Here is an 18,714-nt window from a genome sequence, read left to right on the forward strand (position 1 = left end):
GCTATATTAAAAAATGTTACTTATTTTTTGTATGTAGCATTATTTTTCCCTTTTGTTTGATTATGAAGAAAAAGGATAAACTAAATAAGAACATTTTCATTGAAAAATTGTTCAAGATTGCATACAATCAATATAGTTTTTAAATTCCTATCAGAATACTTGGAGGATTATTATCATGAAGAAATTATTTTCAGTGCTTGCAGTAACTACATTAGCGATTGGGATTGTAGCCGGCTGCGGTAAAGAAGAGAAAAAAGATACAGCTAGTCAAGACGCGTTACAAAAGATTAAACAAAGCGGTGAACTTGTAATTGGTACAGAAGGTACATATCCACCATTTACGTTCCACGATTCAAGCAATAAATTAACTGGATTTGACGTTGAATTAGCAGAAGAAGTTGCAAAACGTTTAGGTGTAAAACCTGTATTTAAAGAAACACAATGGGATAGCTTACTTGCTGGCCTTGATGCAAAACGTTTCGATATGGTTGCAAACGAAGTTGGTATTCGTGAAGATCGTCAAAAGAAATACGATTTCTCTAAGCCATACGTTTCATCTTCAGCGGCATTAGTTATTGCAAAAGATAAAGATAAGCCTGCTACATTTGCTGATGTAAAAGGATTAAAAGGAGCACAATCTTTAACGAGTAACTATGCAGATATCGCTAAGAAAAATGGTGCGGAAATTATTGGTGTAGAAGGATTTAGCCAAGCGGCAGAATTATTAGCTTCAGGACGCGTTGATTTTACAATTAATGATAAGTTATCAGTATTAAATTATTTAGAAACGAAAAAAGATGCGAAAATTAAAATTGTAGATACTGAAAAAGAAGCTTCAGAAAGTGGATTCTTATTCCGTAAAGGTAGCGATAAGCTTGTACAAGAAGTAGATAAAGCGTTAGAAGATATGAAAAAAGACGGTACGTATGACAAAATAACGAAAAAATGGTTCGGTGAAAATGTATCTAAGTAGTGCATTGGTTTCAGATCGATTGTCTACTTGGATAGATATTATGCAGACTTCCTTCATGCCTATGCTGAAGGAAGCTGTTTTTACAACAATTCCATTAACGCTTATTACATTTATTATCGGGATTATACTGGCAACGTTAACAGCGCTTGCACGTATTTCTGGTAGTCGTATTTTACAATGGATTGCTCGTATCTATGTATCTATCATTCGCGGAACGCCACTTCTTGTACAGTTATTTATTATTTTCTATGGTCTTCCAACTCTTAATATTGAAGTTGAGCCATATACAGCAGCAGTTGTTGGATTTTCATTAAATGTCGGTGCATATGCATCTGAAATTATTCGTGCTTCTATCCTTTCCATTCCGAAAGGGCAGTGGGAAGCAGCTTATACAATTGGGATGACATATCCACAAGCATTAAAACGTGTTATTTTACCACAAGCAACGCGCGTATCAATCCCACCGCTTTCGAATACATTTATTAGCTTAGTGAAAGATACTTCGTTAGCATCGTTAATTTTAGTAACAGAAATGTTCCGAAAAGCGCAGGAAATTGCGGCGATGAACTACGAGTTTTTAATTGTTTATTTTGAAGCAGGTCTTATTTATTGGGTTATTTGTTTCTTATTATCAATCGTACAACAGATGTTAGAAAAGCGTTCAGAACGCTACACATTAAAATAATCCTTTTACAAAAGGAGTTTTTGTTTTTATGATTTCAATTCAGCACTTACAAAAAAGTTTCGGAGATAATACCGTACTAAAGCATATAGATTTAACAGTTGAGAAGGGCGAGGTTGTTGTTATTATTGGGCCGTCTGGATCTGGTAAAACGACATTCTTACGTTGTCTCAATGTATTAGAAACACCAAACGCTGGTAATATTCGTATCGGTAATAAAGAGCTTAACTTCTCTCAAAAAGTAACGAAGAAAGATATTGTTAATCTTCGTACGCAAACAGGTATGGTATTCCAGCACCATAATTTATTCCCGCATTTAACAGCACTTCAAAATGTAATGGAAGGGCTCGTTACAGTGAAAAAGATGGGGAAAGAAGAAGCAAAGAAAAAAGCAAACTATTTCCTTGAAAAAGTTGGTTTAGCAGATAAAGTGGATTTATATCCGTTCCAATTATCAGGCGGACAACAACAGCGCGTTGGAATTGCGCGTGCGCTTGCGATGGAGCCGGAAGTGTTACTATTTGATGAGCCGACGTCAGCGCTTGATCCTGAACTCGTTCAAGAAGTTCTGAAAGTAATGAAAGAACTTGCTAAAGAAGGCATGACGATGGTTATTGTAACGCACGAAATGCGTTTTGCACATCAAATTGCGAACCGTGTTATTTTCATGGATGGTGGTGTCGTTGTCGAACAAGGTACACCAGAAGAAGTATTTACAAATCCAAAAGAAGAACGTACGAAGAAGTTTTTACAAATGTTGCAATAAATTAAGGAAGGTCTCAAGGCATATGCCTTGAGACCTTTTTGCCATATATATTTATTTGTGGAATCCGCCAAGGCTTTGCTCAGCCATTGCAACTAGACGTTTTGTGATTTCTCCACCAACTGAACCGTTAGCGCGAGCCGTAGAATCTGCTCCTAATTGTACACCAAATTCTTGAGCGATTTCGTACTTCATTTGATCGATTGCAGCTGTTGCACCTGGTACTACTAATTGATTTGAAGAATTTTGGTTTGCCATAGGAATATATCCTCCTTAGAGTTATAAAAGTTTTTTTGGTTGGACTAGCTGGAGTTGAACCAGATTATCGCCCCGATTGGCGCTAATCCATCGGTAATTAAGTTTGTACTCATAGTATGGATGTTACCTAGAAAGATATACAAAATAATAATTTGTAAATTTTGTCAAAAAAACTTATTGATTTCGTAAATTATGAAATAAGAGTAATCGTTGTATTTTTAAGAAAACAGGCCAAACTAAGGAGGATATTAAATATAATTTTCTCATTGTAGCCTGCTACTTGTAGGCTAATTATTAGCTTCTTATATAGGATTTATTGAAATAAAAATGAAATCGGTAGCAACTTTATAGTTCTATTTTAAGTAGGGATGGAGTGGGCACTCCTATGTCTGGATAGGTTGCTCTCTTCACTCTAAAAAAGAGAGGCTTTAAACGATAACGTATGGAGGAATCATGATGGGGATTTGCCCGCTTTGCAACGCATTAGAATCACAAACATATTCTTGTCAAAATTGCCAAAGTATACTCCAAGATTATGGGAAGTCTGTAGATTATATAGACGATTATAGTGCCTATATGGATCAAGAATTATTAAGTGCAGTAGATGGTTTAACGCATAATAATTCAAATGAATATTGCAATCATATTTTTTATTGCGGAGTATGTAATGTGGAAACTGAGGTTGTAGTAAAACTTGTGTAAATAGAAAACTTCCACCTTATTATCTAGGTGGAAGTTTTTGTTTTTGTATTTGTGAGTGAATCATAGGAGAAGGGATATGTTCGGTGTTTGATGAAGCCCCTGATTTTATTTGAGACATTTTTTCCTTTGTATCACGTAGAGAATGTTCAGTTAAGTAGACGGCATATTCGTAAAATAATTGGCGTGTCAGTTCACTTTGTTCTTTTAATTTGGCATCTTGGAATACAGTTCGCCCAGGTTTAGAGTTGGCTTCAAATAACCACGGATTTTCCTTTGTGTCTAAACCGATATCAAAACCGATTTCTCCAATATTTCCGGTTACTTGTTCATCGAGCGCGTAACTTATTTGTAAGGCAGTATGTTTTAATTTATTTTCAATTTGAACTTGTTTCGTTGAATCTGGAAAAAGCTCTTGTAGCAATTTTGTATTACCGCCACTATTTACGTGCGTTGTTAAACTGCCTTTGCCGGCGATTTTGGCGACGATTGCACTAACTATCCAATTACCGAAATGATTTTTATTTGTATGAATGCGGAAATCAACAGGTTGCCCATCGAAGCGAAGTAACGAAATACCTTGCTGTACGATAAACTTTTTTAAATCATGCCCTTTTAGTACATGGTTTAGAAGAGTTTCTAATGATTGATACTTTCTCAGTTTGTTTTCTTCATTTTCGCGATAACGACAGTAGTAGCAATTTTCTGTTTGAGAATAAAATATTTGATGAATATTTCTACCGAAGCTCCCGTGTATTGGTTTCATGTACACTGATTTATATGTGCCAAGAAACCGTTCTACTTGTTCAAAATGCTGAAATGCTTCTGTATTTGGTAATAAGGGTTTAATTGATTCGTCTTTCATAAGAAGTTGATGAACTTCCCATTTATTGAAAAACCCTGGGTTAAACCATGGAATGGAGTAGTCTTGTTCTAACTTTCTTTTTGCTCTGACAATTGGTTTGTAATTTTCCGCTTGTCGATTCGGTAGTCGATCGTAAATGACGTTTGGTAAAGGAACCTTTTTCTTTATCCATTGTTTCTCTCGAAAGAAATATCCTTCAATTGTTTCTTCTTCCCAGTTTATATGTTGAACGCCAAAGACGAATACGAACGGTCGTAATGAGAATGGTGGTGTTAACAACTCACTGAGAGCGATTGAACGATTTCCTAAAGGATTAGAAGAATCATCGTTAAAGCCAGTTGTGAAAATGCCGATCAATGGTCCGAAAATAATTGTTTGGTTTTGTGTGAATGCATGAATAGTAGTTGATTGAGGCAGTAAAAGTTTTTCGGCAATATGTTTTCCAATAATAATTTCGCGAGTAAAGGAATAATGAATTTTTACTTCTTCACTTGCTATATGACGTATGCCGAAGGAGAGGGATGTAATAGGTGGTGTAATAGAAAAAACGTAAGGTAAAGTAATGCTATTTGGATGTTCATCTGAAATATTTAATGTATATATATGTTCTTTCAAAATAGGTTTACCTCCTTTCATTATGGTGTAAAACGACTGAATTTAAGTGGTCCATGAAATATCTTTTCAGCTAATGAATCACTATGACGAATGTATTGTTCGTAAGGAGGGATCGTGTTGACATACATAAGCCAGATTGCACCTTTTTGATCCATAATTGTGGAAAGTTCTAGTTCAAATAACGAAGAATAAGACTGATCTAGTGTTTGGAATACTTCATTTATAATGTCGTGTAAAGCGTCGTGCAATAGTTGCACACCTGTACTAGATAGTACGTATTTAATTTTTGAAAATGAATGTAATGAATCATCGTCCGTTGTTGAGGGTAAAAGCTGATTAGGAAATGAGCTTTTTTGTATAAATTGACCGATAACATTCCAAGTTTGTTCTTTGTTTTTTTGCAAAATGGTTCGAATGTGCAGTGGATATGTTAATTGATTTGGTGGTTGTAGCATAGTGTGCGCTATGTAACGTGATGAACGTATGTTAGATTTACACCAAGATATAAATTCGTCTGTGCGTTTGATTGGAATAGAAGTATGGTATTTTTCATTTACTGTATCGATCTGAAACGTTTTATTTTTGTAAGCGACTCGATATAAGTTATCTTTAGAATGTATATTAGTGGGGCGTATAATAATATCTTTAGTTTTTAACAACAGTTTGAAAATGTTTTGTATCGTCGCAATTTCAAATTTTGGTATATAAGGAGACAGTTTTTTATTAGTGAGAAATAAATCATGTAGTTCACTTGAATTAATAAGTGTGTTATTTAAAAAGGTAGTGGAAGGACGATTGTGCAAAGAGTGAATAATTGATTTTACTTTTTCAAAGTCTGTTTCCTCTTGAAAAGAATAACGATCATATATATAAGAAGGAATAGGGAATGTTTGCTTTTTCCATTTTCCTGTATCTGTATCGTAAATAAGACCAGAAACAAGGTCTGTTTTAGGATCAATACAAAATGGCGTAAACTGGGCAACGACATTATGATAAAGCCGAGCGCGTTTAGCGATTTCGGTGTAATACGTTTGCTCATAATGAAGTTTAGAAGTTAAAAGGCCGAGAACCAACGAAATCACTCCTTTACTACTATTTGCATAATAGGCGAAGCTATATATTGCAAATACGTTTTTATACCATTATACTTTTGTCCGTATGATGATATGCTATAGTTTTGGAGAAGTGAAAGGTTGATTGTAATGAATATATGGTTAAATATGTTAACGACGACAGGACTCGGAGCAATTATTGGAGGATATACGAATCATTTAGCGATAAAAATGTTATTTCGTCCTCATCGTCCTATTTATATCGGAAAGTTTCAAGTTCCATTTACACCAGGGTTAATTCCGAAGCGGCGTGATGAACTTGCTGTTCAATTAGGAAAAATGGTTGTAGAACATTTGTTAACACCAGAAGGAATCGAAAAAAAGCTAACAAATGAAGAGTTTCAAAAAGGTTTAATTCACTGGGCGCAAGTGGAAGCGGATAAAGTAATTACGAATGAACAATCACTGCGATATATGTTAGAAAAATGGAATATAGCACATGTAGAAGAAGAAGCGACTCGAAAAATCGAACATGTGATTACAGAAAAAATTCATGCATTTTTAGCAGAGTATTATACATATACATGGGAACAGGCTTTACCTCATTCTGTACATGAAAAGATAGAGAATGCGATTCCGAATGCCTCGGCGTTTATTTTAGAGCGAGGAATTAGCTTTTTTGAAAGTGAAGAAGGGAAAGCGCGTCTTTCAAAAATGATTGATGATTTCTTTGCTTCTCGTGGAACGCTACTTAACTTAGTTGGGATGTTTTTAGGAAATGTAAGTGTTGTGGATCGTGTGCAGCCAGAAGTTATTAAGTTTTTAGGGCAAGATGCTACAAAGCAGCTTTTAACTGACGTACTGCAAAAAGAGTGGGAAAAGTTAAAAGGAAGAGATGTAAAAGAATTAGAAGCATTTGTAGAGAAAGAAATGATTGTAAGCTCCGTGCTGTCAGCAGTTAAAGTAGAGGAAACAGTGAGTAAGTTTTTAAATCAATCGGTTCAGCAAGTATGTGAACCAGTTCGAGAAACAATTATTGAAAAAGTGGTTCCATGTGCAGTAACGAAAGGCTTAAAGTGGGGAACAGAAAACGTAGAGAGTATACTAAACAATCTACACCTTGCGGAAATTGTCCAGCAAGAAGTGTCTACATTCTCAACAGAAAGATTAGAAGACTTAGTTCTGTCTATTACGAAAAACGAATTAAAAATGATTACGTATTTAGGAGCGTTATTAGGCGGAATGATCGGGCTCGTACAAGGATTGTTACTATTGTTTCTTAGATAATAAGGTGAGTACATAGAAATAAAAGTGAAATTTCTTCACATCTCTTGCATAGTTTGATATGGTAAGAAGAGGTGCGTGTAAATGCACTGAAAAGGCAGTGCGTATGAAAAGCGCTAGCCTTCTAAAGGAGGAAAAATAAAATGACAAAGAACATTCATGATGTTGCATATGAATTACAAAAAGCAATCGCTGAAAACGATGACTTCAAAACTTTAAAAGAGAGCTACGCAGCAGTTCAAGCTGACACAGCTTCAAAGAATTTATTCGATGAGTTCCGTACAATGCAACTTAGCCTACAACAAAAAATGATGCAAGGCCAAGAAATCACTGAAGAAGACAACCAACAAGCACAAGAAGTTGTAGCTCGCATTCAACAAGATGCTAAAATTACAAAATTAATGGAAACTGAGCAACGCCTAAACGTTGTAATCGGTGACGTTAACAAAATTATCATGAAGCCACTTGAAGAATTATATAGCGCGCAACAACAAGCGTAATAGTGGAAGACGCTCCTAGGGGAGCGTCTTTTGTTGTTTTTATCCCGCTATTTGCTGGGCAGTAAGACCCCTACTGATTAAAGTTTCACTTTAGGGAACTCTGAATGTAACTTTATACATGTAAAATACTCTATATATAACAGGTGGGATATTAATTTTTCGTTTGCACGCATTTATATTGTCGTGAACTGTATTCCGTGATTAATAAAAGAATAAATTAGTCGGGGAGTTATATGCATAAGAAGTATATTAAGGGAATTCTCTTTCGGCAATCGCTTATCTATTTCGGGATAGCGCATTAGTATTTCGGTGAAAAGGATGTAATTTTTACATATAATGTATTTAATAATGAGCTAATTAATAGAGAGAAATGGAAGAGGTTAGTATAGATGGAGACCCTTATAGATTTAAATAGTTTTAAAACGGAAATATTAGCGAAACATGTACTTCATATGATGATAGAAAATGACTTTTTTTATCAAGGATCGCAATTGGTTGAAAATATTTGGGTAAATGATTCAACTATTTTTATAAATAATGTAAAGATACTTACAAAAGGTATTGAGATTTATAAAAAGAATAATGAATTTTATTTAACACGTCACCCAGATAGTACTAAAGTTATATTATATTAATATAATGAACAGAACAAGAAAGTAGCTTATAATTTATTTAACTTTGTGTTATAATTTTTTCCTAATCTCATGATGGTGAGTATATATTTTTATGGGGGTTCTAATTTTTTAGAAGTATGCTTAATTTACTTTTGAAAAATATAGAGCTATTTTTAATGTTTTAAGTGTAAGATAAATAATCCTATCTTTATTGAGGAATGAAAATCAAAAAGCTTTCCTTTCAAGAATATCTAGGGAGGGTAATACATATTTAATTTACCTTTAAAAAATGCGGATTTATTTTTAATGTTAAAAATATAAGGTGAATAATTTTATCTTTATTGAGGAATGAAAATCGAAAAATTATTCTAAGAATACCTAGGTAGAGCAATATATTTAATTTACCTTTTAAAAAATGCGGATTTATTTTTAATGTTAAAAATATAAGGTAAATAATTCTATCTTTATTTAGGAATGAAGATAAAAAAATTTCTCTTAAGAATACCTAGGGGGGGCAATGTATATGGTTGCGTTTGCAAAAGGATTTATGCAATGATAGCAAGAATGTGGAAATCTAAGTGGCAGTTGTTGATTCTGTTATTTTCACTTATAGTTAGTGGTTATTTCTCTTATTTAATAAAAGAATATCCTGAGATAGGTATATCTGTAAAATATGAATCTAATCAATATGTTATATATGAATTATCAAAATATAGTTGGGCGGGAAAAAGAGATTTCCAAATAGGAGATATTATTGTGAAAATTGATGACGATTCACCATCTAAACATTTTACAGTTGAACCGTATCATTCAATTGAACAAGCTAAAAAAATTACTTTAAATAGGAACGGGGAAATAAAAGAGTATGAGATAAAATATACACCTTATAGCAAGCAATTATTTTATCATTTGCTCATTCCAGTTGGATTTTATATAGTATGCTCCTTGATGGCATTATATCTTTTAATTTTTGTTCCTGAAATGAATCGTAGTACCACTAATCTAGTATATTTTTTAATTTCTCTTGGAGTGAATTTTATTAGTATTATGGCTGTTGAAAGAGAGGATATATTATCTTTTATTGTGGCCTCAATTTCATTAGTATGTTCATTTACTTTCTTTATTCGATTCATGATGTTGTATTTCTTGAATAATCAAATAAAATTTTTAATACCAAAGCAATCAAAAGTTTTAGATGCAATATCTGTATTCCTTATTATAGTGAGTATTTTTGTGTATATAAAACATAATGAATGGGCTAATTTGTTTACAATCATTTTAAGTTTGATATTATTTTGTTGTACAGTATACCTATTAGTAAGATTTTATTTTAAAAGTAAAAATAGTAGTTACATTAAATATTTAAAGATTATTATTATTAGTTTTTTTGTGTCAGCAACCCCATTTGTTTGTTTATATTTAATTCCAAATTTATATTATGGGGAAGAATTTATAAGTAGTGAAACGACGGGGATTTTCTTTTTATTTATCCCAGTGTGCTTGTTTTATTTAGTAATTGCAGGGAAGTTGTTTAATTTTAGGTTTATCGTTCAGCGATTACCACATTATATTATTTTATCTGTAGGGATTAACATATTTTTGGCAGTATTAACTATGGTAGTTTTTGAAGATAGTGAGGAAAGTTTATTAGATTGGATAAAATTTAGAATTATTGCTATTATTATTTGTATTTGTTTTTTATATATTAAGGATTATATAGATTTTAAGCTGAGAAAAAGTTTATACCATCATCAAAAAAATTATCAATTCAGCTTGCATCGATTTTTACACCAAGCGAAAAATGAATATAAACTATCAAATTTAATTTATAGTATGCGAAGAGAGATAGCGGATATTTTAAAACTCGAAGAGACATGCTGTGTAGAAATAAATAAAATTGAGAAGTCTGTCCGTGTTTTGGATAGTGAATATGTTCCGCACCGGACGATAGAAACGTTATTTAATCATCAACTGGATACCTACAAGGTTGGTTCAAACATACAGTTAGAAAAACACTTTGGATTTGTTTTATCTGCTTCAGCAGAAAAAATGCTTATTTTATTGTGTAATTCTAATGGGAAAGAAATTTTAAGTGTAGATGAAGTAGTTTGGATTGAAACATTATGTAATTATGCAGATTTATTATTAGAGTGTTCTAATCAAATTGAAGACTTATTAAATCAATTACAAGAGATAAAAAATTTAGAGCAACCACCGATATGGTTGGCGAGACTTATGTTCAAACTATCAGAAAAAGAACGAACAAATCTTGCAAGTGATATACATGATGGAGTTTTGCAAGATCAAATACGTTTAACTAGAAAATTTGAAAGTTATAATGAACGTGTTAAAGATGAGGAAATGAAAGATATACTTAATGAAATATATGAAGAACTATTAGATCATATTTATACAATTCGTGAAACTTGTAATAATTTGAGGCCACCATTCTTATATGAGTTAGGTTTAAAACAAGCACTACTGAATTTATTTAAGCAAATTAATTTAAAAGCGACCTTTTTCTTCTACTATGATATTCCTGAAAGAATTGTTGTTCCTAGTATTGAACATGAACAAGCGATTTATCGAATTATACAAGAACTATTAAACAACGCAATGAAACATTCAAAAGCGACAAATGTAACGATAAGATTATTTCACAAAAACGATCACCTGTATTTAACTTATGTAGATAATGGGGTAGGCGTTAAGTTAGATGAAGTAAACCGTTCTTACAACACGTTAGGCTTGTCTGGGATTGTCACTAGGATACAAAGCCTGAATGGAGAGATGTCTGTTGAATCAAAACCTAATCTCGGTTTGCAAATAATTATTAAATTTAAAGATAATTAATTTCCAGCGAGTCATCAGATGATGGGATGATGTTGTGTATAATGATATTGAAGGGGTGAGAAGATGATTTCAGTACTTGTAGTAGATGATCATGTTGCAGTAGGATTAGGGACGAAGGCGTTAATTGAAAAATACGATGATATGAATGTAGATGTAGTACATGATAGTATGGAAGTAGAAAAAATAATTAAGGGTCAAAAATATGATGTTTACTTAATTGATCTACAAATGCCAAATATAAACGGTTTAGAGTTATCTAAAAAAATATTAAGGATACATTCAGAGGCATCAATCCTTATTTTTACAGGTTTTGATGTGCTTTCGCACTATAACCTACTTATAGAGAGTGGAGTTTTAGGGGTTTTAAGTAAAACATCGTCAGAGGAGCAAGTAATTACTTCGATTCGTCATGCAGTAAAAAAAGAAGTAGTTCTATCCCAGCAATTTGTTAAGCAGTTAAGAATAAAAGAAGCGATTTCGAATATAGCTACCGAACATGGAGAGGTTTCGAATAGAGTTTCATTAAATGAAGATGAAAAACAAATTCTAATAGAAGTGAGTAAAGGGAAAACAAATAAAGAGCTTGCTGGAATTTTGAATTTAAGTCAGCGTTCTATTGAGTATAAATTGACAGATATATTTCATAAATTAAAAGTTTCTTCTCGGATGGAAGCTGTTCAGAAAGCGAAGGAGCTGTGGCTTATTCCTTCTCTTGATTTATAACCTTAAATGGTACTTAGTGACATAAGCTCGGAAATAAAATATTTGATAAGAGGTTCTTTTCCAATTTCGTTTGGGAAGGAACCTTTTTTTGTTAGCAAGGAGATTTACTTGCGTTGTAAGCGCAAGTGTTTTTGCGTGGCATTACTTTGTTTTTTCGTTTCGGGATTTGGAAAAAATAGTTAATATAAGAATGGGATTGGGTGTCCTTTAATATTAGTGTAGATAACAGAAGCGATAATGAAGTGACACGGAGAGAAAGATAATCAAGTTAGGGAATTGTACAACAATAATCCCATAAAATTTAGGTATCTTTTAATAAGAAAGAAAGGGGGAGTAAATTGAGAGGAAGAACAAAGAAATTTGGGGAAATATGTTTAGCTAGTGGAATTCTATTTACTCAGGTTAGTACTTTGGGTGTTTTTTCGACCACCACTTATGCTGTTACAGGTGATGAGATATCAACTTTTATTATGCAAGCAAATAAAAGTAAGGTAAAGGTAGATGAGGACATCGTTTTAGAAATCGAAAACTCAGGAAATCAAGATGATAAGGTTGAGTTGCAATTACCTGAAGGCGTAAATTTCAATGAAGAAGCTACAAAAAAGCTGAATGAAACTAATGAAGCAATTGAAACAATCCATGTGGTAGAGCATTCAACAATTCAAATCCAAAGAAAATCGCAAAGTAGTGGTTTAGGTAAGGTGTTTTTATCAATTAAGGGAAATAAGCCAGGGGACTTTGCATTTGTGGCAAAGGTTCAATATGGGGACACTGAGGTAAAAACGAAAGCAGTTAATCTGAATGTTTCAGAAAATGTTCAGGAAGCTATTCAGGAACCAGATAATCTTTTGATAGAGAAAACAGAGGAATTGAATGAAGAGACGAGAGTAGTTGAAAAGACTACTAGTGATGGAAAAGTAGATGTTCAGCCAACTGAGGGAATGTCTGGTCAGATAGATGAAAATGCCCAAGAGGAAGAAAAATCAGAGGCTACATCAAATGGGAGATCTAAAGAAGGTAATAACGTAACTAGTAATGGAGAAGAACTAAATGCTGCCAAAGATACGAACACAGAAATAGTAAAGGTAGAGGAAGAAAATCAGACTGCTACTGCCTTGGTAGAACATGCAGATGAAACTCATCAGAGTATAATTCAGTATCCAAATGTTAATGTAATTAGTTCAAAGGATGGTACGGGATCTATGATTCCAGGAGAATATGCCCTTCAATGGAGATGGAGTACACAAGTAAAGTATAAAATTGTTGGGAGTACAACAGATACTAACTCAACATACCAGTCTTATGACTTTACAAACGTAAATCCCGATAAGGAATCGTATGTTCATATAGAGAAAGCTGGAATTTATATGGGCAGATGGCTAGATATACGTGTCAATATTATAAAGTTCGATGGAGTCACCAAAGTTAATGTAGCCACTCCGCGTAAAGTAAGTGGTAAAAAGGATTTCTTGCAAATGAGGTATTGGGGGCGAGTTGGATCTTCGGCTGATATTTCTTATGAATTTTATGACCATGAAACGGGAGAGTTAGTGCCTGTATCTGGTATGTGGAACATTAATAAATTGAATAGTCATAAGGCTATAGACTTAAATGTAGATAAAAAGCATTTCAATTCTTTATACACGTATGACAATACGACAATAACATATAAAGATAATGGTGATGGCACTGCTAATTTTGTGGGAACTGCTGGTGGTGCAGCTGGAAAAGATACAAATATGACATTCACTTATACGGGGATAACAGAATTACCAATGCGTATCCATCGATTAGGAGACTCAACATCACGGGTAAGGTATGAATATGAAGCTATGTCCAAGATTGGTATACCGCATCCTGAAGTAATAGGTGAAGTGACGGAGGGAGCTGATAGAGAACTATATTATCATGTATATCAAGATATGCCTCCGCAAGCCATTGCATCTTCTAATCCAACTTCATTTGTACTTGAGAGTAAAGTAAATCCAGATTTCAATGTAAAAAATGTAAAGATTTTAGATGAAGATGAAAAGGATATAAGTAGTTATTTTGATATTACACGTGAAAATAATAAGGTTACAGCTACTGCCAAAGCTAATATTGTAAATAAGTCAGAGTTCGGTGGTAAATTTTATGATATGCAAATTCGAGGCTCCTTGAAAGAAGAGGCTGACTTTAAGAAGTATTATAAAAAGGGCTATCTAGAGGTCCCTGTTTCTGCCAAAAACTATATTGATGGAGATAAAAAGGGACAAGAAGGTAATCAAGGTATTGCGAAAATACAGTACAAAGGTACCCCTACAGGAAAAGCGGTTCCACAAACTGTAAGGATTAACACAGATTTATCAAAGATGGATATTTCGAACTTTGTAACAGGATTATCTGTAGATACGGATGATAATATTGATAAACCAATATCTGTAGTTCGTTTGGAGAACATTCAAAAAACAAATGTTATAGGAGAGTATTCTGTTACAGTTGTAATTCGCACTGCACAAGGAGTAGAGGAAAGAATACAAGTACCTATAAAAGTAGTGGTGGGAACGTTGAAATTAGTGAATGTTCCACAAACGATCTCTTTTGAAAATTTGCTTATTCCATCCAAACCAACGATATATAATCCTACTTCTATGAATGGGAAATTGACGGTAGCAGATGAAAGGATGAAGAGACAGAAATGGCGTGTGGATGTAAAGGAAACAAAACCACTTACGTCTCGTACTAACGATAAATTAGAAGGTGCGATGATCTATACAACAAAGGATGGAACTGATCTTACGTTAAGTAAAGAGGGCGTAGAAGTAATTTCACATACACCGACAGATGATAAGAGTATTGAAGTGAACTGGGAACAAAATGAGGGAATTAGACTTCAAGTAGTACCAGGGCCGAATGTGAAAATGAATACAAAATATCAAGGTGAATTAACATGGACACTAACGGATGCTCCTAATTAAGATGATATATCTAAGAGAAATATAGATATAAATTTTAGAAAGGAGAGAATGTAATGCTAAAAAAATGTTTATTCTTGATGTTGTTTATGCTTGCTTTAATACCAATATTCTCATTTCATGAAAAGATATTAGCAGACAAGGTGAATTCAAAAGCAGGAATTACTTTTTCAAATAGTTACGTTCCCACTACAATTATCGATTCATTGATACCGGATGGATCTAATTTAGTAATCGATACATCTGATGACCAGATAAATAAGAAGGAGCTACCGAAAACAGGTGGACAATCTTTTTATCTGTTTCAATATTTAGGTTTAAGTAGTATTATAGCGGCTTTTGTTATGTTACTAACACTAGCCAGAAGTAAAAATAGGAAAAATAGAAACGCAAGTTTTTATTTAAATAAATAGAACTATATAAATGGAGGCCAATTATGAAATTAACGAAATTAGCATTAGCAGGAGCAGTATCATTTTCAACGGTATTAGCAGCAGGAGCACCAGCATTTGCAGAAGAAGCTGCAACAATGAAATCAGTTACAGATGTTTCATTTACAGAAAGTGAAGAAATTACGAACCCAGTTAACCCACTTAATCCAGATGAAACAGTAGAATCGAAAGATCCTAATGATAAAGAGGATCCACACGAGCCAGGAACACAAGGTCCATTAAGTATTGATTATGTATCAAATTTCCATTTTGGCAAGCAAGTTATGTCAGGTAATGATCAAGTATATAACGCAAAACTTGATACATTGAAAGTAAAAGGTGCAACAGAATCAACAGAAGTACCAAACTACGTACAAGTAACAGATAACCGTGGAACAAACAAAGGATGGAAATTGACAGTAAAACAAAATGGTCAGTTTATAGCCGATGATAAAGATAAAGCAGTATTAGATGGTGCTGAACTGAAGTTAAGCAATCCAGTTGCAAAGTCTGCAACAAATCAGAAATATGCTCCAGAAGTAAAAGAAGTAACATTAAATCCAAACGGAGATACACAAGAAGTAGCAATTGCTGCAGCTGAAAAAGGTATGGGAACATGGGTAACTATGTATGGTGAAGATGCTAAAAAAGGAATAGAAAGTGTTACATTATCTGTACCAGGTTCAACTGCAAAAATAAAAGATGCGAAATACCAAACATCATTAACTTGGACTTTAGAAGATACACCACAATAATTCATCGCAAATAATCATGAAACGAAAAACGAGATAAAAGGGGATAAATTATATGAAATTAACGAAATTAGCATTAGCAGGAGCGGTATCATTTTCAACAGTATTAGCAGCAGGAGCACCAACGTTTGCAGCTGAAGATGGTGGAACACTAAACTCAAAAGCATTTATCAAATTTGAGAAAAATACTGAAATTGTAAATCCAGTTAGTCCACTAGATCCAAATGTTGAAGTAGAAACAAAAGATCCAAACGATCCAAAAGACCCACATGAGCCAGGAACACAAGGTCCATTAAGTATTGATTATGTATCAAACTTCCAATTTGAAAAACATAAAGCTTCTGGTAACAACGAAATTTACCACGCTAGTTTAGATTCAGTAACAAAAAAAGATACAACTGAGACAATGAAAGTACAAAACTACGTACAAGTAACGGATAACCGTGGTACAAACGCAGGATGGAAGTTATCAGTAACACAAAACGACCAATTTAAAACTGCAGAAGGCAGGGATTTAACAGGAGCAGCTTTAACGTTGAAAAATGGAACGTTACATTCAGCATCTGGAAGTGAGGCACCAAAAGCTGCACAAGATATTACGTTAACTCCAGGTCAAGCATCTGATGTTGTAACTGCGCAAGAAGAGCAAGGTATGGGAACATGGGTAAACACATTTGGTAAATCAGTAGAAGATGCGGAGAAGAGTGTGGAGCTAAGTGTTCCAGGTAAAACAAAGAAAGAACAAGCTGAGTACACAACTTCTCTAACTTGGGAATTAAAAGACGCACCTATGTAATATAACTTTGTAAAGATTAATCATATAGGGCATAGAAAGAGATAAGGATAGATTTAATATCTTTATCTCTTTCGTTTGTATATCAAATTATTGAATATGAGAGGAATATAGTATGAAATCTATTAAAAAAATATTGAGTAGTTTATTAGCCATTGTATTTATTTTAAATATTGCTAGTGTTACAATGCACGCAGCAGAAATGAAATTTGCGGTAACAGCAGTAATTCCAGAAAACCAAGTTGACAAGAATCAAACATATTTCGATTTAAAGATGGAACCAGGTAAAAAGCAAACAATTCAAGTGCAAATGAAAAATGATACGGATAAAGAGGTTATAGTAGAAACTCATGCGAATACAGCTATTACAAATAGCAATGGTATTACTGACTATAGCATGATTGATCCTCAATTAGACTCTACACTTAAAACCCCATTTTCTAAAATTGCTAAAGTACAAAAAGAAACAAAAATTCCAGCGAAAGGTAAAGTTACATTAGATGTGAGTATTGAAATGCCAGCTGAATCATTTGATGGTGTTATTTTAGGTGGATTGTATTTTAAAGAAAAAGAAGATGAAAAAGAAAAAGGAACATCTGATAATGTACAGATTGAAAACAAATATGCATACGCAATTGGTGTTGTCTTAAGAGAAACGGACGCCCAAGTAAAACCAGATATGAAATTAAATGAAGTAAAGCCAGGACAAGTGAATGCACGTAATGTAGTGACAGCAAATTTACAAAATATAAAACCAGCAATGTTAAAGAATTTAAGCGTAGATGCAAAGGTGTACACTGAAAAAGGTAAAGATATACTACATGAAACGAAAAAAGAAAATTTAAGAATGGCACCAAATTCTAACTTTGATTATGCAATTAGTTGGGACAATAAAGCTTTAGAGCCAGGAACATACCGTCTAGAAATGAAGGCAACGGATGGTGATCAGAAATGGGAGTGGACCAAGAAATTTACGATTGAAGGAAAAGAAGCACAGAAGTTAAATGATACAGCTGTAGAGGCCAAAAAGGATTATACTCTGTACTATATTATAGGTGGAATTTTATTACTTGTAACATTACTAGTTTTAGTATTCTTAATAGGAAGACGCTCTAAGAAAAAAGGTGACGAACAAGAATAGTAAACGACATATGTTGATTAAGTACTATTAAGAAGATGATAGCATGATACAAAACACTGTTAAGAAATAGTGTTTTGTATTTTTTTATAAAGTATTTGAAAGAAAGAGAATATTAGTCAGAATGGCAAATTTACAGATTCACAAGGTCGTGAATTGACGGGTGCGAAAAGTACGTTTCATAAATGAAGTGCCTTAAGAAATATATATGCAAATCTATATTTTATAAATATTACATGATTTTAGAAAGCGTGTATCATATACGGGTGTGAAAGAGAAGGGTATGTAAAGGGCAGTCAACAATATATGTTAGGTGAAACAGCTGTAGAAGTAGCTACGTCTATTTCAACGAATAACGAACCGACTGAAGTATTTTGGAATGATGAATCGAATGGTATCCGATTATTTGTTGAGCCTAGTCCGCTTATTAAAGTCGGACTAGAATATAAAGGAAAGTTAGAGTGGGTGTTAGCGGATACGCCGATGTAATGCGGTATTCACGCAAGAAAAATGCGTGAATACGAGAGGAATGTTCGGTGATATAAATGGAAGAATATAGTATAGTTACATTAAAGGCAAAATAAACTCGCGAGGACTAACAGCTTAATATATTGCCTTTTATTAGGGTGTATAGTCGTATTCAAGTATATACTAATTAATAACAATCAATATAAATAGAATTATTTGAAAGACAGTCAATTATTTTAAGACACGGTAAAAAATTGCTGTAATAAGTTATTAGTATTGCATTGTTAAAAGAGTAAT

General features: G+C 33.4%; 18 protein-coding genes. 15 read left to right on the forward strand and 3 right to left on the reverse strand.

What is annotated here, in order from left to right; translation table 11 throughout:
- Window positions 1–175 precede the first annotated feature (175 nt).
- From MHB52_RS04520 to MHB52_RS04530, 3 genes are read left to right on the forward strand one after another with little or no spacing between them, the layout of a single operon-like run.
- Window positions 176–973 carry an amino acid ABC transporter substrate-binding protein gene (locus tag MHB52_RS04520; protein WP_000732843.1) on the forward strand — a complete coding sequence of 266 codons (798 nt, stop codon included), beginning with the start codon at window positions 176–178 and terminating at the stop codon, window positions 971–973.
- Window positions 960–1,658 carry an amino acid ABC transporter permease gene (locus MHB52_RS04525; RefSeq protein WP_000281499.1) on the forward strand — a complete coding sequence of 233 codons (699 nt, stop codon included), beginning with the start codon at window positions 960–962 and terminating at the stop codon, window positions 1,656–1,658. Before MHB52_RS04520 ends, MHB52_RS04525 begins: the two co-directional genes overlap by 14 nt.
- Window positions 1,659–1,686: 28 nt before the next feature.
- The gene (locus MHB52_RS04530; protein ID WP_000623610.1) at window positions 1,687–2,421 is read left to right on the forward strand and encodes an amino acid ABC transporter ATP-binding protein; all 735 of its coding nucleotides are present in this window, start codon (window positions 1,687–1,689) and stop codon (window positions 2,419–2,421) included.
- 51 nt (window positions 2,422–2,472) lie between these two features.
- Here MHB52_RS04530 and sasP read toward each other — a convergent pair whose 3' ends face one another.
- On the reverse strand, window positions 2,473–2,676 hold the full coding sequence (sasP, locus tag MHB52_RS04535; RefSeq protein WP_000013338.1) for a small acid-soluble spore protein, SasP family: 204 nt from the start codon (window positions 2,674–2,676) through the stop codon (window positions 2,473–2,475).
- Window positions 2,677–3,132: 456 nt separating this feature from the next.
- Between sasP and MHB52_RS04540 the strand changes: the two genes are divergently transcribed.
- The gene (locus MHB52_RS04540) at window positions 3,133–3,378 is read left to right on the forward strand and encodes a hypothetical protein (RefSeq protein WP_000510474.1); all 246 of its coding nucleotides are present in this window, start codon (window positions 3,133–3,135) and stop codon (window positions 3,376–3,378) included.
- A 19-nt stretch (window positions 3,379–3,397) separates the two neighbouring features.
- Here MHB52_RS04540 and MHB52_RS04545 read toward each other — a convergent pair whose 3' ends face one another.
- Both MHB52_RS04545 and MHB52_RS04550 read right to left on the reverse strand, forming a co-directional pair.
- Window positions 3,398–4,855, reverse strand: a complete 1,458-nt coding sequence (locus MHB52_RS04545; protein WP_044796360.1) for a YheC/YheD family endospore coat-associated protein — start codon at window positions 4,853–4,855, stop codon at window positions 3,398–3,400.
- Between the two features lie 20 nt (window positions 4,856–4,875).
- Window positions 4,876–5,928, reverse strand: coding sequence for a YheC/YheD family endospore coat-associated protein (locus tag MHB52_RS04550; protein WP_000242813.1), 1,053 nt, complete (start codon window positions 5,926–5,928; stop codon window positions 4,876–4,878).
- Window positions 5,929–6,057: 129 nt separating this feature from the next.
- Here MHB52_RS04550 and MHB52_RS04555 point away from each other — a divergent pair, with 129 nt between their 5' ends.
- The 11 genes from MHB52_RS04555 to MHB52_RS04605 all read left to right on the forward strand — a co-directional run bounded on the left by MHB52_RS04555 (window position 6,058) and on the right by MHB52_RS04605 (window position 18,438).
- Window positions 6,058–7,194: a DUF445 domain-containing protein gene (locus MHB52_RS04555; protein WP_061664832.1), complete on the forward strand. Its 1,137-nt coding sequence runs from the start codon at window positions 6,058–6,060 to the stop codon at window positions 7,192–7,194.
- Window positions 7,195–7,334: 140 nt separating this feature from the next.
- Entirely contained in the window at window positions 7,335–7,691 is a 357-nt protein-coding gene (locus MHB52_RS04560) for a YlbF/YmcA family competence regulator (protein ID WP_000164610.1), read from the forward strand.
- Window positions 7,692–8,080: 389 nt separating this feature from the next.
- Entirely contained in the window at window positions 8,081–8,326 is a 246-nt protein-coding gene (locus MHB52_RS04565) for a hypothetical protein (protein ID WP_061664773.1), read from the forward strand.
- Window positions 8,327–8,857: 531 nt separating this feature from the next.
- Window positions 8,858–11,158: an ATP-binding protein gene (locus tag MHB52_RS04570; RefSeq protein WP_061664771.1), complete on the forward strand. Its 2,301-nt coding sequence runs from the start codon at window positions 8,858–8,860 to the stop codon at window positions 11,156–11,158.
- Between the two features lie 63 nt (window positions 11,159–11,221).
- Window positions 11,222–11,881 (forward strand): response regulator transcription factor, encoded by a 660-nt coding sequence (locus MHB52_RS04575; protein WP_016117254.1) that lies wholly within the window; start codon window positions 11,222–11,224, stop codon window positions 11,879–11,881.
- A 338-nt stretch (window positions 11,882–12,219) separates the two neighbouring features.
- Window positions 12,220–14,838: a WxL domain-containing protein gene (locus MHB52_RS04580; RefSeq protein ID WP_061664769.1), complete on the forward strand. Its 2,619-nt coding sequence runs from the start codon at window positions 12,220–12,222 to the stop codon at window positions 14,836–14,838.
- Between the two features lie 53 nt (window positions 14,839–14,891).
- Window positions 14,892–15,248: an LPXTG cell wall anchor domain-containing protein gene (locus tag MHB52_RS04585; protein WP_016117256.1), complete on the forward strand. Its 357-nt coding sequence runs from the start codon at window positions 14,892–14,894 to the stop codon at window positions 15,246–15,248.
- A 23-nt stretch (window positions 15,249–15,271) separates the two neighbouring features.
- The gene (locus MHB52_RS04590) at window positions 15,272–16,021 is read left to right on the forward strand and encodes a WxL domain-containing protein (RefSeq protein ID WP_016117257.1); all 750 of its coding nucleotides are present in this window, start codon (window positions 15,272–15,274) and stop codon (window positions 16,019–16,021) included.
- Window positions 16,022–16,073: 52 nt separating this feature from the next.
- A complete protein-coding gene (locus MHB52_RS04595; RefSeq protein WP_016117258.1) occupies window positions 16,074–16,814 on the forward strand; it encodes a WxL domain-containing protein in 741 nt (246 codons plus the stop codon).
- Window positions 16,815–16,926: 112 nt separating this feature from the next.
- Entirely contained in the window at window positions 16,927–17,952 is a 1,026-nt protein-coding gene (locus MHB52_RS04600) for a DUF916 and DUF3324 domain-containing protein (RefSeq protein WP_061664767.1), read from the forward strand.
- Window positions 17,953–18,255: 303 nt separating this feature from the next.
- On the forward strand, window positions 18,256–18,438 hold the full coding sequence (locus MHB52_RS04605; protein ID WP_061664765.1) for a hypothetical protein: 183 nt from the start codon (window positions 18,256–18,258) through the stop codon (window positions 18,436–18,438).
- Window positions 18,439–18,714 lie beyond the last annotated feature (276 nt).

Origin of the sequence: Bacillus sp. FSL K6-0073, assembly GCF_038006085.1 — a bacterium.
Lineage (GTDB): Bacteria > Bacillota > Bacilli > Bacillales > Bacillaceae_G > Bacillus_A > Bacillus_A cereus.

Bases quoted from the DNA above. Each gene is read 5' to 3' on its own strand.
- MHB52_RS04520 (WP_000732843.1), top strand. From the start codon at position 176: ATGAAGAAATTATTTTCAGTGCTTGCAGTAACTACATTAGCGATTGGG.
- MHB52_RS04525 (WP_000281499.1), top strand. From the start codon at position 960: ATGTATCTAAGTAGTGCATTGGTTTCAGATCGATTGTCTACTTGGATA.
- MHB52_RS04530 (WP_000623610.1), top strand. From the start codon at position 1,687: ATGATTTCAATTCAGCACTTACAAAAAAGTTTCGGAGATAATACCGTA.
- sasP (WP_000013338.1), bottom strand. From the start codon at position 2,676: ATGGCAAACCAAAATTCTTCAAATCAATTAGTAGTACCAGGTGCAACA.
- MHB52_RS04540 (WP_000510474.1), top strand. From the start codon at position 3,133: ATGGGGATTTGCCCGCTTTGCAACGCATTAGAATCACAAACATATTCT.
- MHB52_RS04555 (WP_061664832.1), top strand. From the start codon at position 6,058: ATGAATATATGGTTAAATATGTTAACGACGACAGGACTCGGAGCAATT.
- MHB52_RS04560 (WP_000164610.1), top strand. From the start codon at position 7,335: ATGACAAAGAACATTCATGATGTTGCATATGAATTACAAAAAGCAATC.
- MHB52_RS04565 (WP_061664773.1), top strand. From the start codon at position 8,081: ATGGAGACCCTTATAGATTTAAATAGTTTTAAAACGGAAATATTAGCG.
- MHB52_RS04570 (WP_061664771.1), top strand. From the start codon at position 8,858: ATGATAGCAAGAATGTGGAAATCTAAGTGGCAGTTGTTGATTCTGTTA.
- MHB52_RS04575 (WP_016117254.1), top strand. From the start codon at position 11,222: ATGATTTCAGTACTTGTAGTAGATGATCATGTTGCAGTAGGATTAGGG.
- MHB52_RS04585 (WP_016117256.1), top strand. From the start codon at position 14,892: ATGCTAAAAAAATGTTTATTCTTGATGTTGTTTATGCTTGCTTTAATA.
- MHB52_RS04590 (WP_016117257.1), top strand. From the start codon at position 15,272: ATGAAATTAACGAAATTAGCATTAGCAGGAGCAGTATCATTTTCAACG.
- MHB52_RS04595 (WP_016117258.1), top strand. From the start codon at position 16,074: ATGAAATTAACGAAATTAGCATTAGCAGGAGCGGTATCATTTTCAACA.
- MHB52_RS04600 (WP_061664767.1), top strand. From the start codon at position 16,927: ATGAAATCTATTAAAAAAATATTGAGTAGTTTATTAGCCATTGTATTT.
- MHB52_RS04605 (WP_061664765.1), top strand. From the start codon at position 18,256: ATGTTAGGTGAAACAGCTGTAGAAGTAGCTACGTCTATTTCAACGAAT.